This window comes from Pedobacter sp. D749 (assembly GCF_019317285.1).
Classification (GTDB): domain Bacteria; phylum Bacteroidota; class Bacteroidia; order Sphingobacteriales; family Sphingobacteriaceae; genus Pedobacter.
Genome location: NZ_CP079218.1, coordinates 1,785,131 through 1,801,715 on the forward strand (window position 1 = coordinate 1,785,131; position 16,585 = coordinate 1,801,715).

At 38.8% G+C, this 16,585-nt stretch carries 10 protein-coding genes and 1 pseudogene; 5 read left to right on the plus strand and 6 right to left on the minus strand.

Annotated elements, in window-relative coordinates:
• Positions 1-24: 24 nt before the first annotated feature.
• Positions 25-1,164, minus strand: coding sequence for a 5-(carboxyamino)imidazole ribonucleotide synthase (locus tag KYH19_RS07135; RefSeq protein ID WP_219078130.1), 1,140 nt, complete (start codon positions 1,162-1,164; stop codon positions 25-27).
• Positions 1,165-1,218: 54 nt separating this feature from the next.
• On the opposite strand from KYH19_RS07135, the gene KYH19_RS07140 reads away from it, so the two are divergent.
• A complete protein-coding gene (locus KYH19_RS07140) occupies positions 1,219-2,409 on the plus strand; it encodes an NAD(P)/FAD-dependent oxidoreductase (protein ID WP_219078131.1) in 1,191 nt (396 codons plus the stop codon).
• Positions 2,410-2,683: 274 nt separating this feature from the next.
• Here KYH19_RS07140 and KYH19_RS07145 read toward each other — a convergent pair.
• A pseudogene (locus KYH19_RS07145) lies at positions 2,684-4,041 on the minus strand (IS3 family transposase).
• 158 nt (positions 4,042-4,199) lie between these two features.
• On the minus strand, positions 4,200-4,916 hold the full coding sequence (locus KYH19_RS07150; RefSeq protein WP_219078132.1) for a hypothetical protein: 717 nt from the start codon (positions 4,914-4,916) through the stop codon (positions 4,200-4,202).
• A 248-nt stretch (positions 4,917-5,164) separates the two neighbouring features.
• Between KYH19_RS07150 and KYH19_RS07155 the strand changes: the two genes are divergently transcribed.
• A complete protein-coding gene (locus tag KYH19_RS07155) occupies positions 5,165-7,381 on the plus strand; it encodes a radical SAM protein (RefSeq protein WP_219078133.1) in 2,217 nt (738 codons plus the stop codon).
• Positions 7,382-7,534: 153 nt separating this feature from the next.
• Here the strand turns inward: KYH19_RS07155 and KYH19_RS07160 are convergent, their stop codons facing one another.
• The 3 genes from KYH19_RS07160 to KYH19_RS07170 all read right to left on the minus strand — a co-directional run bounded on the left by KYH19_RS07160 (position 7,535) and on the right by KYH19_RS07170 (position 12,300).
• Entirely contained in the window at positions 7,535-7,798 is a 264-nt protein-coding gene (locus KYH19_RS07160) for a hypothetical protein (RefSeq protein ID WP_132397296.1), read from the minus strand.
• A gap of 291 nt (positions 7,799-8,089) precedes the next feature.
• Positions 8,090-11,317 (minus strand): amidohydrolase family protein, encoded by a 3,228-nt coding sequence (locus KYH19_RS07165; protein WP_219078134.1) that lies wholly within the window; start codon positions 11,315-11,317, stop codon positions 8,090-8,092.
• A gap of 14 nt (positions 11,318-11,331) precedes the next feature.
• Positions 11,332-12,300 carry a YhcG family protein gene (locus tag KYH19_RS07170; protein ID WP_219078135.1) on the minus strand — a complete coding sequence of 323 codons (969 nt, stop codon included), beginning with the start codon at positions 12,298-12,300 and terminating at the stop codon, positions 11,332-11,334.
• Between the two features lie 116 nt (positions 12,301-12,416).
• Here KYH19_RS07170 and KYH19_RS07175 point away from each other — a divergent pair, with 116 nt between their 5' ends.
• From KYH19_RS07175 to KYH19_RS07185, 3 genes are all read left to right on the plus strand, one after another.
• A complete protein-coding gene (locus KYH19_RS07175; protein WP_219078136.1) occupies positions 12,417-14,309 on the plus strand; it encodes an ATP-dependent DNA helicase RecQ in 1,893 nt (630 codons plus the stop codon).
• A gap of 130 nt (positions 14,310-14,439) precedes the next feature.
• On the plus strand, positions 14,440-15,747 hold the full coding sequence (locus KYH19_RS07180) for an MFS transporter (RefSeq protein ID WP_193424332.1): 1,308 nt from the start codon (positions 14,440-14,442) through the stop codon (positions 15,745-15,747).
• Between the two features lie 24 nt (positions 15,748-15,771).
• Positions 15,772-16,509 carry a (Fe-S)-binding protein gene (locus KYH19_RS07185; protein WP_219078137.1) on the plus strand — a complete coding sequence of 246 codons (738 nt, stop codon included), beginning with the start codon at positions 15,772-15,774 and terminating at the stop codon, positions 16,507-16,509.
• Positions 16,510-16,585 lie beyond the last annotated feature (76 nt).

Sequence of the window (16,585 nt, forward strand, 5' to 3'; positions counted from 1 at the left end):
TTCTCCCTTTAGGGGGCTAGAGGCTTATGCGATTACCTTCAATGTTTTTTGTACAAACCTTGCTTTTTCGATTGCTTTTTCCCTGTCAATATCTACAATGGTTACATGCCCCATCTTGCGGAAAGGTTTAGTGTATTTTTTGCCATATAGGTGAACATAAACACCATCGATAGCTAATATTTTTTCCAGATTTTCATATTTGGCTACACCTTCAAAACCTTTTTCTCCAAGTAGATTAATCATAATGGCATTGGTAATGCTACTGGTATCGCCTAATGGTAAGTTATAAATTGAGCGTAAATGCTGTTCAAATTGAGAAACATAGTTACCTTCAATAGTCTGATGACCGCTATTGTGCGGACGAGGGGCTACCTCATTAACCAATAACTCTCCATCTTTGCAAACAAACATCTCAACCGCTAAGATTCCGGTAATATTCATCGCAGAAGCTATGTTTTTGGCAATATTTTCGGCTTTTTGCTGCAAACTTTCAGCAAAAGTTGAAGGGGAAATTAAAAATTCTACCAGGTTGGCTTCAGGATTAAATTCCATCTCAACCATTGGGAAGGTTTTCATATCGCCATTGGCATTACGGGCTACAATTACCGCAACTTCTTTATCAAAATCGACCAGTTTTTCAATAATACAAGGCGCATCAAAAGCATTCTCAAGATCGGTGGCATTGTTGATTTTCATTACGCCTTTACCATCATAACCATCTTTCCTCAATTTCAAAATGTATGGAAAATGGAAAGGACTGTTCTCCATATCTTCCTTGGTATTTACAATCTGAAAAGGGGAGGTAGGAATGTCATTTTCTTTGAAAAACTGTTTCTGTACGCCTTTATCCTGAATTAAACGGATTACCCTTGATTGCGGAAAAACCTTTTTACCTTCTTTTTCCAATTGCTCAAGCGCATCAATATTTACCTTTTCAATTTCAATGGTAATAATATCAGCTTTCTTTCCAAAGTTGTAAACGGTGTCAAAATCGGTAATTGAGCCATTTTCGAAATAATTTGAAATGTGTTTGCAGGGAGCATCAGGATCAGGGTCTAAAACTAATGTAGTTACATTGTAATTGATTGCTTGTTGAATGAGCATTCTACCCAATTGTCCGCCACCTAAAATACCTAATTTTAATTCGCTAATCTGTTTTGCCATGCGCTTGAAAATAATGCTACTTTTGTGCAAAAGTAACCATAATAAATTTTATTGATGAATGCTGATGCAATAATTATTGGTGCAGGTGCCTGCGGATTGATGTGTGCCGTGCAGGCAGGCTATTTGGGTAAGAAAGTAATTGTGCTTGAGAAAAACGAAAAACCTGGGGCCAAAATTTTAATTTCTGGTGGCGGCCGCTGCAATTATACCAATCAATTCACATCAGCTGAGCAGTTTATATCTGCCAATCCACATTTTGTAAAATCGACCTTTACCCAGTGGACGGTTGACGATACCATTGGCTTTTTCGAGACTTATGGCATAGCAGGCAAAGAAAAAACTTTGGGTCAATTATTTCCTGATGATAAAAATGCGAAAGATGTTGTTCAGGTTTTTACTTCCATTTGCGAAGATTTCGGACAAGAAATCAGGTGTAATGCCGATGTAAAGGACATTGAAATACTGCCTGAAGGCTTTAAAGTAACTTACGAGAAAAATGGTAGAAAGGTAATCATTAGCGCTGAAAAGCTGGTGGTTGCCACCGGAGGCTTGCCTATCCCAAAAATGGGCGCTACCGATTTTGCTTTACGTTTCGCCAGAAAAAATGATCTAAAAATAATTGAAACTGCTCCGGCTTTGGTTCCCTTAACCATTACTGGTAAGGATGAAGAGTGGTTTGCCCAGCTTTCGGGCAATTCTGTTTTTTGCGAAGTTAGCAACGATGAAATTTCGTTCGAAGAGAATATCCTCTTTACCCATTGGGGATTAAGTGGACCTGCTATTTTGCAAATCTCTTCTTTTTGGAGAAGAGGTGAAACGGTTAACCTTAATCTGTTGCCACATCAACATATTGTTGCACTATTGGATGAAGAAAGAAAAAACAATGGTAAAACTTTATTATCTACGCTGTTAAACCGGATTTATACTAAGAAGTTTACCGATGCCTTAGGTAAGTTTTTGCCTTTAAATAAGCCTGTTGCTGCATTAACCAAAACAGAACTCGATTTAATTGAACAAACGATCCATCATTTTAAGGTTAAACCCGCTGGCGATAAAGGTTACGACAAAGCCGAGGTGATGCGCGGTGGGATAGATACGAATGAAATCTCTTCTAAAACCCTGGAATGTAAAAGAATACCCAACCTGTTTTTTGGTGGTGAATGTTTAGATGTTACAGGTTGGCTGGGTGGTTATAACTTTCAATGGGCCTGGGCCAGTGGCTTCGTAATTGCGCAGAATTTATAATATCCGTCACCCTGTTCCGATTTTTCATCGGGATCAGGGTCTATCCAGCCTCTCGTGTTTTTAAACGGCGTAGCTTTCAATGAGGTAGATGAAACCAGAAATACCCCGGATAGAACCTGATAGCTTTGTAAGTCGCGCTACTTAGATGTCCTCAGGTGGCTAAGGTGGTCAATATTATTTTGGAAATGAGCGGCTGTAATACTTCGGATTTGCAGCCCTGCTATCGTTCCAAGTCCTCACGAGTTGGACTGCCCCAAAAAGTTGGACAAACTTATTAATTATTTAAGACTTGTGTCCGGTATTCAACTGGACTCATTCCATTTAAGTTCAATCTTATCCTTTTATTGTTATAATAACTAATATACTCATCAACATCACCCTTCAGCTCCTCCACCGACAGGTATTTTTTGCGGTAGAACATCTCAGACTTTAGCGTACCAAAAAAGTTTTCCATTACAGCATTATCCAGGCAGTTGCCCTTTCTGGACATGCTCTGTGTAATTCCATTCTTGTGCAGGATAACCTGATAACTCTTCATCTTGTATTGCCAACCCTGGTCGGAATGCAGTATGAGTTTGGCATTACCTGGTTTTTTTTTCAATGCCCGGTCCAGCATATCGGTGACCTGCTCGAAGTCCGGCCTTAGGGATTGCGAATAACTTATAATCTCTCCATTGAACATATCAATTATGGTAGAGAGATACAGTTTCTTGCCAGTTACATTGAATTCTGTGACATCGGTTGCCCATTTTTCAAACGGCCTGTCAACATTAAACTCCCTATTGAGTATATTGGGGACTGTTTTGCCCTCTTCTGCTTTATACGACCTGTATCTCTTAAGCCTGACGGCACTTTTCAGGCCCATCTCTCCAGTAAGCCTCAATACTGTCTTATGGTTGATGGTGTGCCCTTCCTTTTTTAGCTGGAGCAGCATCCGCCTATAGCCATATCTGCCTTTATGCTGCTTGTAGAGCGCATTCAGGCGGTTCCTGACCACTCCATACTTGTCGTCTGTACCACTGCATTTTATACAGTAATAAAATGAACTCCGCGCCATACCGGCCACTCCTAAAAGCACTGACAGGTCAAACATATTCCTTAATCCGTGAATGATCAGCGCTTTTTGTTTTTCTTTGATTCTTCTTTCTGGATTAAGGCCCGTAACTTTTTTAAAAACGCGACCTCCGCACGTAAACGATTGTTTTCTTCCAGGACCTGTTCATGATCTGTCAGGATGGAAGGTGCTTTTTTCGGAATCTTTGGCTTCATGGGATGATGTTTTTTCCTTGTTGTTTCAGACAGCCCCTCGGCGCCAGCAGATTCGTATATCCTTAACCAATTTGATAGGACACTGTTACATCTGATGTTAAATTGAAGGCATGCCTCCCTCAAAGATACCTTATTGGAGATAAAGTAACGGATAACCTCAAGTTTGTTTTCCAATGAATAGACTGTCGACTGGGGGATTAGTCCGGCCTCGCCAAAACGTTTATAGAACTGTACCCACTGATAGACCATACGCCGTTCGATACCATTTTTCCTTGAGATTGAATCCAAAGGTTTCTCTCTACTTAAGACCTGACCGATGATAGCCAGTTTAAATTCCAGGCTATACTTAATTTTTCTGCTCATAAAATGCTCCTCTTAAAGTGTCCAACTTTTTGGGGGCAGTCCAAGTTCCTCGCTCCGGGCTTTCCACTTTATCAGGTTTATTTAACCTAAAGCAGTGGTTGTTAGGGGTGAACTAAAATAAACCTCGCAGGTTTTGAAAACCTGCGAGGTTTGCTCCGCTACAAATAAACATTTGGTATAATTTCCCAAGCCCATGGCTTTTTGAAAGTCTTAAATGTTCTCAGTTGAGAAAAATACAATACTTCGCTGGTTTTCTTATTGGCAATATCCCTTCTGTGCAAATTACCAACAGTAGTAAATAATTCACGTGTTTTAAAATCGTAAACCCTCTCGGTCATATCTCCGGTATTTTGGTTAAAGTAAAGATTGATGGCGCTGGTTAGAAACCAATCTTTGTTCTCGAATTTAAAAGTATAACCTAATTCCCAGCGCCACTCTGATCCTCCCTGGAAACGGAGATAAAGTTGCTGGTCTTTAATCGCAATCTTTTGCAGTGGGTCGCCCAGTTTACCACCTTCTTCTGAGCGTAAGATAAAATCATTGTTTTGTGTAGATAAATAATAATTTCCTGATGATTTGTCTTTAAAACATAAAGCCAAAATCCTCGGTTTCTGTGTTTCCTTTATAATCGCGCTGCTGTTGTCGCCATAAACCCGGGTTTCATCAATTGCTTTATCATACTCTAAAATTACTGCTAAATCGGCTAAACCATCGTTGTTTAAATCGCCGTAAGCCTGGTCGACAACTGTCCAGTCGGCAGGGGTAAACTGTTCAACAGAAGGTCCTTGTGTTTTAATTTTAGGGAATATAAATGTTTTTTGCGCAAAGCTAAGTTGTGCGCAGAGCATCAGGATGTAAAGACAAAAAACTTTCATTCAGATAGAAAAGGTGTTGATGTAAGGATAAAACGTGTTAATTGGGCTTTTAGTTTAATTGGATCATATCCCGCGACTCGTCATGCTGATCCGGTAGCCATCGGATTTTTTTATGAGCTGTTATTTTGTTTTTAAAGGTCTGATAGCTACTTCGGGGTCGGAATCTTTTTTAAAAATAGATCCTGAAATAAATTCAGGGTGACGACTGTGTGAAAAATCCCGTACTTTTGCAGAAAAAACAATTCCTTTTGAAAACCGAAATCCTTGCCATTACGCCGCCGTTTACCCAACTTAATACACCATATCCAGCAACGGCGTATATAAAAGGTTTTCTGAACACCAAAAATATCAGCGCAACACAGGCCGATTTAGGAATTGAGGTTATTTTACAGTTATTCTCTAAAAAAGGACTACAAGATTTGTTTAGTCACACCGGGCGAAGTTTAAGTATTGATGATCAAAAACCTAAAAGTGACAATGCTAAACGTATTTTCGCTTTACAGGATGAATATTTAAAAACCATTAATGCCGTAATCGCCTTTCTTCAGGGGAAAAACCCAACCCTGGCCTTACAGATCTGCGGTGATGACTTTTTGCCTCAGGCTTCAAGGTTTGCTGTTTTAGAGGAATTAGACTGGGCCTTTGGTGCGATGGGTACGCAGGATAAAGCAAAACATCTGGCCACACTTTATCTAGAAGACATATCTGATTATATTGTAGAGTGCATCGACGAAAATTTTGGTTTTAGCCGTTATGCTGAACGTTTAGGCAGAAGTGCGAACTCTTTTGATGAATTATATAATGCTTTATTAAAAGAACCTACTTACATCGATCAGATCCTGGTTTCGGTTTTAAAAGAGAAAATAGAAACGGTACAGCCTAAATTATTTTTGATTTCTGTTCCGTTTCCGGGTAACTTATACAGTGCTTTCCGCTGTGCGCAATGGATAAAAGCCAATCATCCTGAAATCAAAATTTCTATGGGCGGCGGTTTCCCAAATACCGAATTAAGGTCGTTGTCAGATGTACGGGTTTTTGAGTTTTTTGATTACATTACATTGGATGATGGCGAGCTGCCAATCGAATTGTTGTACCATAACATTACGCACCCCATCCCAGCTGAAGCCCACTTTTATAAAAGAACTTTTCTTCTTGAAAATGGTAAAGTAGTTTACCGTAATGATGCTTTCAGAAACGATTATAAACAAGCTGATGTAGGTACACCAGATTATACAGGCCTGCTTTTAGACAAATACATTTCGGTAATTGAAATTGTTAACCCCATGCACCGCATGTGGAGTGATGGAAGGTGGAACAAGCTTACTATGGCCCATGGCTGTTATTGGGGTAAATGTACGTTTTGCGATATTTCACTGGATTACATTAAAGTTTACGAGCCTATAGCCGCTAAGTTGATTGTGGATCGCATTGAGGATTTATATGCTAAAACCGGACAGAATGGGTTTCATTTTGTAGATGAGGCAGCACCACCCGCACTGATGCGTGAAGTGGCTCTGGAAATTATCAGAAGGAAATTAGCGGTTACCTGGTGGACAAATATCCGCTTTGAAAAAAGCTTTACACAGGATTTATGTTTGTTATTAAAGGCATCAGGTTGTATTGCCGTTTCGGGTGGATTGGAAGTTGCATCTGATCGTTTGTTAAAACTGATTGATAAAGGTGTAACAGTAGAGCAGGTAGCTAAGGTTACCCGTAACTTTACCGAAGCAGGAATTATGGTTCATGCTTATTTAATGTATGGTTATCCTACGCAAACTATACAAGAAACGGTTGATAGTTTAGAAATGGTACGTCAATTATTTGAAGTAGGCATACTACAATCGGGTTTTTGGCATCAGTTTGCCATGACGGCACATAGTCCGGTGGGCATGTACCCTGAAAAATTTGGCGTGGTAAAAGAAACCGAAGCGATAGGAACTTTTGCCAATAACGATATCAATTATACCGATAAAATAGGGATTGATCACAATAAATTCAGTTTCGGATTAAAAAAATCACTGTTCAATTTTATGCATGGCATCTGTTTTGATTATGAACTGCAGGATTGGTTTGATTTTAAAATTCCGAGAACAAAAATTCCAGCCGACTTTATTGAAAAGGCATTAAACGACAGCGACCATTTTAATACGAAACCTACTGCAAAAGTAGTGTGGATAGGAGGAAAGCCTTCTGCCGATTATTTCACCAAATCCAAAAAGGGTAATACGTGGGAATTGGCGTCGCTTACTTTTCACGATAAAAAAGAAACCTTTACCATACAGACGAATAAAAAAGAAGGTGAATGGTTAACTGCTATCTTGAATAGAATTTCGATCTCGAATGAGAAAGTATATACTTTTCAAGAGATTAAGGCTGATTTTGAGACAGAATTGGAAAACTTTGAACTTTTCTGGTATTCGAAACCCATAAATACGTTAAGGGAATACGGTTTGTTGGTTTTATAAGCTACTGTGAGCTTTAAAATAGCGATAATATGTTACGAAAGCTCGTCATTTCGACCGCAGTGGAGAAATCTGTCTTGATAGATCTCTCCATTTCGCTACGCTTCAGTCGAGATGACGATTATCTATTAAAAACGAGCGCAACCATCGCTAAAATTACATTTTCATTTTAAAATGCGTGAGAAAATAGATAATACAGATGAGTATAATCGAATTTATGATCAACAACAACCACAAAATAACAGATTTCCGGTTTTTCATTACCGCGATAAAAGAAGTGATGTAAGCCATTGCAATCAGTGCCAGGAATAAGTTCACCGTCTGGATTCCCAAAATATAATACCCACTATATGAAAAAACGATCACACTGAGTAGTAGGAATACAATTGATGCGATAGTGTAAAGTTTGTTTGGTTTCATGCTATGTATTCTAAATTAATTGTTTTTCGAACCTTTCAGTACCTAATCTATTTCGATCTTTTTGCTAGATAGTCGGTTAATTTTAATTACTTCTCTTCTAATTGATACTTTAAGTGTTGTTCATTCGAAACGTGAACCTGTAAGAAAATAATATTAATACAATATCTCATTACTACTCATAATCTGTTGTAATGTTTTTGACCGTATAAAGAATGTAAGATCATTTAAGCTTATATGTACCTCACGTGTCTTATATGGTCAAAAAATGTTTCCGAAATTTGCGGATTAGTTTTAATCACAGTGCGGAACCGTAAAAGTCCAGGTTTCTGATTCTCCGTTTGGAATAATGTAGCCATTTCCCCTGATATTCTCGAACCACAATTTGCCTCTCAGTTTTTCTCTTGTACCTACTTCATTTAAGGTAGCACTATCGTAAAGGCGACCATTGATCATCACATATTTGATTTTTTCCGAATTGCGAATATCATCTAAAGGGTTGGCATCCATAATCACCATATCTGCCAGTTTACCTACTTCTAATGAACCTATTTCTTTGTTCATGCCCAAATAACCAGCGCCATTTAATGTTGCAGCCCTGATGGCCTGCAGCGGGCTAAAGCCGCCTTGAACCAGCATCCACAATTCCCAATGTGCCCCTAAACCCTGAATCTGCCCGTGTGCGCCAAGGTTAACCTTTGTGCCACCATCTGCAATCTGTTTGGTGGCTTTTGCAATGTTGATGTGGTTATAATCGCTATATTCGGATGTGGTCCTCCGTCTTGCCCTCGCGTCTATAATGGAGCGTGGGGTGTAAGTCATTAATTTTTCGTTTTCCCAAACGTTGGTTCTATCATACCAGTAATTTTCGCCCCATTGACCGCCGTAGGCCACAATCAGTGTGGGGGTGTAACCCACTTCGGTATTGTTCCAAAGCGTGGTTACATCTTTATAAATCGGTAACACCGGGATACTGTGCTCAATTCCGGTATGCCCGTCGGCAACCATATTCATATTGGTGAAAAAAGTAGAACCTCCTTCGGGTACAACTTCCATTTTTAGCTGTCGTGCGGCTTCTAAAATCTGTTGACGCTGCTCTCTTCTTGGCTGATTGTATGATTTCACCGAAAAAGCACCAACAGCTTTTAACCTGCGTAAATTGGCCAAGGCATCGTCTAAGCTGTTAATCACAACCTTAAAATCACCATCGGCACCATATAAAATGGAGCCTGTAGAGTAAACCCTCGGACCAACCATTCTGCCTGCTTTAAGCATTTCACTTTGGCTAAAAACCATTTCGGTATTGCTTGATGGATCGTGTGAAGTGGTTACACCAAAAGCTAAATTAGCCATATAACTCCAATCGTTCTGTGGTGTTATGCCATCCGGACTGGTTCGCAAGTGGGCATGAACATCAACAATACCAGGCATAATGGTTTTGCCGTTTACATCAATTACTTTGGCATTGGCAGGGATGTTTACCGCATCTGATTTTCCGATTGCCGTAATTTTATTTCCATCGGTAAGAATGGTTCCGTTTTCAATTACTTCATCACCTTTCATTGAAATGATTCTGGCACCTTTTAAAGCCATAATTCCGGTAGGAACATCGGCTTTTAAAACCAGATTGATATCGATAGATGAAGCTTCTGTTTTAGGTGTAGTGCCATCAAAATTGAAAGCACTGTTTACATCAATGGTGAAATATTTCGGTCCTAATGTCCAATGCAAGCTTTTACTATCGTTGCTCCATTGAATGTATGTTCCACCGTCGGTAGTCACTTTTGTAACCGGAATAGCACTATTACCTGCCGATGCATCTTGCGCTGTACCAATATTGATCATCGGTGTGATGTAAACGTTAAATAATTCGTTAAAGGCCACCCACTTATTGTCAGGACTGATGACGAACTGATTGGCATATTGTGAAGTAAAGTGTGTTCTTTCGTTAGCGCCGTTTAAATCGATGCTTTTCAATGCCTTTTTACCATCTGCATAACTTTGGAAATAAATACGGGTATCAGTATTATTAAACTGTGGACGGATGCCGTTATCCGAAATCAAAGTTTTAGCGCCACCATTGGCCTGCATCATGAAAATTCCCGTTCCACGGCCATAATTATAACCTAAAACATCATTTCCACTTCCTTTTCTGAAAACAATTTTATCACCTTTGGTTGAATATTGAGGAGAGTAATAAAAACCTTTTTCATCGCTCAGGGTGATAGTTTTACCTGATTTGAAATCGGTTCTTTTTATTGCTCCACGCAATTCATCGCTCCAGGTAGTATAAACCACATATTTTCCATCCGGACTAAAAGCCGGTTCGAATTCGAAATCCAAACCATTTGTTAATCTTTCTGGTTTTCCTATCGGTAATTCTTGTTTGTATAGGTATCCTGCTGCATTAAAAACGATGGTTTTTCCATCGGGTGAGGTTGTAAGTTGCCTCAACATTTTAGCCGAAAACTCGTTGCTGAAAACCTGCTGCTCAAAATGTAAAGCCTGTTGTACCGTTTGAATGGTATTGGCCTGGAAAGGAATGGTACTATTGATCAATGTACCTATTTCGGTTTTCCTGATTTTGCCTTTAGCATAGTAAATGATGCTTTTGCTATCCGGAGTCCAGGCGAAATTCGGATAAACGCCAAAAATCGCCCATGTTTCCTGCTGATCGTGGGATAAATCTTCATTTACTGGCCACTCTTCGCCCGTTTTAATATTCTGAACATATAAAGTAGATTTTAACCTTACCCGTTTTACAAAAGCAATTAAATTTCCATCGGGAGAAACCTGCGGACGACAAGCACCTCCTTGCTCATCAATTAAGGTAATTAATTTACCTGTCGTTAAATCAAGCTGACGGATGGCATAAATAGTCCCGTTAGGATCTTTACTGTATTCGAAATTTGGACCAGGGCTCACATCTTCGCTAAAATAAAGGTATCTTCCGTCGGGCGAAACGTTGGGCTCACCGGCATCCTGCTGATCATTTTTACGTTTGGTTAACTGTATACCGTCGCCACCATTGATGCTATACATCCACATTTCGCCGGCGCCTAACGATCGGCTGGCCGTGAAGTGTTTTCTAGCTACCAGATATTCGCTGTTGGGCATCCAGGTGGCATTATTCAATAACCTGAAACTCTCTTTGGTAACCTGCTTTTTGCCGGAACCATCACGGTTCATGATCCAGATATTATCGCCTCCACTCTTATCGCTTGTATAAGAAATGTACTTCCCGTTAGGGCTGAACCTTGGTTGTACATCCCATGCAATACCTCCGCTGATCAGTTTAGCTACTCCACCGCTAATGGGCATTACGTAGATATCACCCAGTAAATCAAAAACAATTTCCTGTCCGTCGGCGCTTACATCAAGATTCATCCAGGTACCTTCATCCGTATTTAGCGTGAAATTTTTTGTAGTGCCCTGGTACTTTTCAATGTCCCATTTCTTTTCCTGGGCATAAGAACTGAAAAATAATAACGAAAGAGCGGATAAAAAATAGAGGTGTTTCATTATATATTGGATGGTTATTTGAATAATTCGTGTATTTTTCTTTGAAGTATTTTTTTATCGGGAAGCTGTGTTTTGTATTCTGCGACTAAAGTGGGAGAGAGACTTCGGCTCAATGCATATTCTACCACTTCGTTATCTTTATCTTTGCAGAGGAGAATACCAATACTTGGGTTTTCATTTAACTTTTTAACATCTCTATCTAAAGCTTCCAAATAGAAATTTAACTGACCTAAATGTTCGGGCTTAAATTTATCTACCTTTAATTCAAATGCAACTAAACATTGTAAGCCACGATGGTAAAAAAGAAGATCAATATAGAAATCGCTATTCCCGACCTGTATTTTATATTCTTCACTAATAAATAAGAAATCTTTCCCAAGTTCAAGGATGAAATTTCTCATTTCTAAAACTAAATTTTTCTGTAGATCGTTTTCGCTGTGAGGTTCGGAAAGATTAAGGAATTCAAATACATAAGTATCTTTGAATATGGTTTCAATCTCGTTTTGTAAAACTCTCACCACTGGTGAGAGTTTTGTATTTCCCATTATAGATCTTTCGTAATGACTAGCAGATATCTGTCTTTCAAGCTCTCTCTTACTATATTTTTCTTTTAGACAAAGTTTTAAATAGAATTCTTTTTCCTCAATTGATTTTAACCTAGAAAGAATAATCAGATTGTGAGTCCAGCTAATTTCTCTCAGCAGTGTTGAGAGTTTTGGATAATCTCTATAGCTTTCATAAAACTGTTTCATCCGCCAAAGGTTTTTATCCGAAAAACCTTTTAAATCAGGTTCATTCTTTGATAAAAATTCTGCTAGTTGCTTTACAACTGATTGTCCCCATTCGGCGTTTTTAACTCTGTTGTGTATATACTCACCAATATTCCAATATAGGTTTATTAATGTAGAATTAACAGTTTTCAATGCCACTGCCCGGGCATTTTTAATTAAGCTGACAATATCTGCAAACTGCGTTTCTAACATTTAATCCTTCTTATTTAGCAAAGTTAATAATCTTTTCTAAAGATGATTTTTTTCAATTTCCAACAATAATAAGTGGTGATTTTGGATTAAATGTATAGTTTTGATACTGCCGATTTATGACAGCAATAGAGATTTTACAAAAATATTGGGGACACCAGGCTTTTAGACCTTTACAGGAAGATATTATTGCTTCTGTTTTAGCAGGAAATGACAGTTTAGCGCTATTGCCTACGGGTGGTGGCAAATCAATCTGTTTTCAGGTTCCTGCCTTGGTTAAAGAAGGAATCTGCATTGTAGTTTCGCCGTTAATTGCCCTGATGAAAGATCAGGTAGAAAACCTGAAATCGAAAGGGATTGAAGCCATTGCCATTTATGCCGGGATGGGCAAACGTGAAATCGATATCTTACTGGACAACTGTATTTACGGAAAAATTAAATTCCTTTACTTATCTCCGGAGCGTTTATTAGCTGATTTAGTGCGTGTTCGTATTTCCTACATGAATGTGAACCTGATTGCGGTAGACGAGGCGCATTGTATTTCGCAATGGGGCTACGATTTTCGTCCGCCGTACCAACAGATTTCCAAACTCCGCGAAATTTTGCCTGATGTTCCGGTTTTGGCACTTACAGCAACTGCTACCTCTTTTGTTCGAAAAGATATCATAGAAAAACTGGAAATGAAAGACCCACAGGTTTTTGTGAAAAGTTTTGCGAGAGACAATTTAAGTTATGTGGTTTTCGGTAATGAAGATAAATATAAAAAGCTGATCGATATTTGCCAAAAAGTAAAGGGTACAGGTTTGGTTTATGTCCGTAACCGGAGAGAAACTGCCGAGGTTGCCAATTTTATCAATAGGAATCAGATTAAAGCCGATTTTTACCATGCCGGATTGGAACGTGATGTCCGCTTCTTGAAACAGGAAGAGTGGAAGAACAACAAAACCCGTATCATGGTGGCCACAAATGCCTTCGGCATGGGCATAGATAAAGCAGATGTTCGTTTTGTAGTGCATTTAGATTTACCAGAAAGCTTAGAGGCCTATTACCAGGAAGCAGGTAGGGCAGGGCGCGATGAAAAGCGAAGTTACGCTGTTCTTTTAGCCAATCAGTCTGATGTTTTAGGCCTGGAGTCCAGGTACCTTGATAGTTTTCCATCTCCTGACGAAATCCGAAAAACCTATCACTATCTTGGCAACTATTTTCGACTGGCATTTGGTGCCGGCGAAGGGCTAACCCTTGCTTTCGATATAGCTGATTTTTGTAAACGATTTAATATCAGTGTTTTAAAGACAATTTCTGCATTGAAATTTTTAGAGCATGATGGTTATCTAACCTTATCTGAAAGTGTTTTTTTACCATCGAGAATAATGTTTATTGCCAGTCATGAAGATATTTACCGTTTTCAAATTGAAAATAAGGCTTACGATGGGATTATAAAGACGATTTTGCGTTCGCATGGCGGCGCTTTCGATGGTTTTGTTAAAATTAATGAGGCGGATTTAGCCAAAAAAACGGGCTTGTCTTACCAAGAGATTATCGCTTTATTGAATAAGCTGCAGGCTATTGAATTGCTGACATATATTCAACAGACCGATCAGCCACAGTTACAATATGTTAGACCAAGAGTTGATATGGATCATTTTGACCTCGATGTGAAATACCTCGGGCTGAGAAAAGAGATCTTACACAAGCAGATTAATGCGGTGGTGGCTTACGCTTCGTCTAATTTGTGCAGAAGTGTTCAGTTGCTGAATTATTTTGATGAACATCATGCTACAAAATGTGGTGTTTGCGATGTTTGCTTAGCTGAAAAAAGAGCCGAAAACCAGAACCAAGTGGGCGAAGAAATTGAATTTGAAATTATTTCTTTACTACAAAAGCAAGCGCTAAGTCTTGATGATCTGGCTACTAATATTAAAAATGGTACTGAAGCTGAAAGAATTGATGCCATCAGAGAGTTATTAGATGCAGGTAAGATTAAAACTGATGGGAAGAAGTATTATCTTTAGATGGGAGATGGGAGATGGGAGATGGGAGAAAATGCCTATCAAGTTAGCAATAAAATATTAGTTTTGTAATGAACTATTTAATCAGTGGTATCCAAACAATCAGTTTAGTCTTCCGAGAAGCGAAAAACAAATGATAGAAAAAGATAATAAGAAAACCATACGCTCCTGGGCTTTCTTCGACTGGGCAAATTCTGCCTATAATTTAGTGATTACCTCGACCATTTTTCCAGTTTACTATGTTGCAATTACTACAACAAAAGCGCATGGCGACGAAGTAACTTTTTTTGGTAAAACGTTTATAAATACCGTTCTTTCTAATTATGCGCTTGCTTTCGCTTACTTATTAATGGTGGTTTTGTTGCCGGTACTATCTTCCTATGCGGATGCGAAAGGCAAAAAGAAGTTCTTCATGAAATTGTTTACCTATGTCGGATCTTTCGCCTGCATGGGTTTATTTTTCTTCAAACTGGAAACTTTAGAAGCTGGAATTATTTGCTTTGTGCTGGCTGCAATGGGCTATGTGGGCGGTGTAATGTTTAATAATGCCTATTTGCCCATAATTGCTTCAACCGATAACCAGGATAAAGTAAGTGCCCAAGGATTTTCATACGGCTACGTGGGTAGCGTGATATTGCAGTTAATCTGTTTTGTTTTTGTGCTAAAACCCGAACTGTTCGGAATTACGGATAAATCATTGCCTGCTCAAATATCATTTTTGTTGGTTGGTATCTGGTGGTTTTTATTCGCTCAGATTCCTTTTAAAGCTTTGCCTAAAGATGTGCCTAATCCAGGCGCTGTAAACAAGGGGATTATTAAAAGCAGTTTCGGTGAATTTGCAAAAGTGTGGAACCAGCTAAGGCAAATGAAGTTTTTAAAAACTTATTTAATTGCCTTCTTTTTTTATTCGATGGGTGTACAAACCATTATGCTTGCTGCTGCGGGTTTCGGAGCCAAGGTTTTAAAAATGGAATCGGGCAGTTTAATTGCCGTTATCTTAATCATTCAATTGGTGGCAATCTTAGGCGCATGGATGATGTCGCTTTTAGCCAAAAAAATGGGTAACATTAATGTTTTAATAATTGTAGTTTTGGTTTGGGTAGGTTGCTGTATTTATGGCTATTTTATAATTAATTCTACTCAATTTTATGCCCTGGCCGCCATTGTCGGCCTGATTATGGGCGGAATACAATCTTTATCACGTTCTACTTATTCTAAACATATTCCGGAAAACACAACCGACACCGCTTCATTTTTTAGTTTTTACGATGCCACAGAGAAATTGGCAATCGTAATTGGCCTGTTTAGTTTTGCATTTATTGAGGGTTTAACACACAATATGCGCCAATCCATCATCGCTTTGGCATCATTTTTTATAGTGGGATTGGTGTTTTTAGTATTCCTGAAAAAAATCGAGCGCAATGAAACCGCAAAATTGTAAGTTTGCAGACTAAAGAATTTGTTGATGAAAGTAGAATTGTTTGTTCCCTGTTTTGTAGACCAGTTATATCCCGAAACCGCTTTTAATACGCTAAGGTTATTAGAAAAGTCAGGATGTAAAGTAGAATACAACTCGAAACAAACCTGCTGTGGTCAGCCGGCATACAATGCGGGTTATTGGGATGAAGCTAAAGAAGTGGGTACAAAATTTCTGAACGATTTTAACGAAAATACCTATGTGGTGGCCCCATCGGCATCTTGTGTAGGGATGGTGAAAGGAGGATTTAACGATCTTTTTACCAATACCATTGTACATAACAAATGCCGTAACTTACAATCGAATATTTGGGAACTTTCTGATTTCCTGGTAAATGTAGCTAAAAAGGATTATTTCGGTGCAGAGTTAGAAGGCAAAGCCGTTTATCATGATTCTTGTAGCGCATTACGCGAATGTAAAATTAAAGATGAACCCCGCCAGTTGCTTTCAAAAGTGCACGGTTTAGAAATGATCGAGATGGAAGATACCGATATGTGCTGTGGTTTCGGAGGTACTTTTGCTGTAAAGTTTGATGCCATTTCATCTGCAATGGCCGAACAAAAGGTTAATCATGCAATGGCCCAACAAGCTGATTATATTATTTCTACCGATTTATCCTGCCTTTTACATCTTCAGGGTTATATTGATAAAAATAATCTGGCGATTAAAACCATGCATATAGCCGATGTATTATGTAATGGCTGGTTGGAAAGTACAGAATACTAATTTAAACCTCGCAGGTTTTTAAAACCTGCGAGGTTTAACTCTTATTCCATTGTCTGTGGGACACATACCGAGGAGA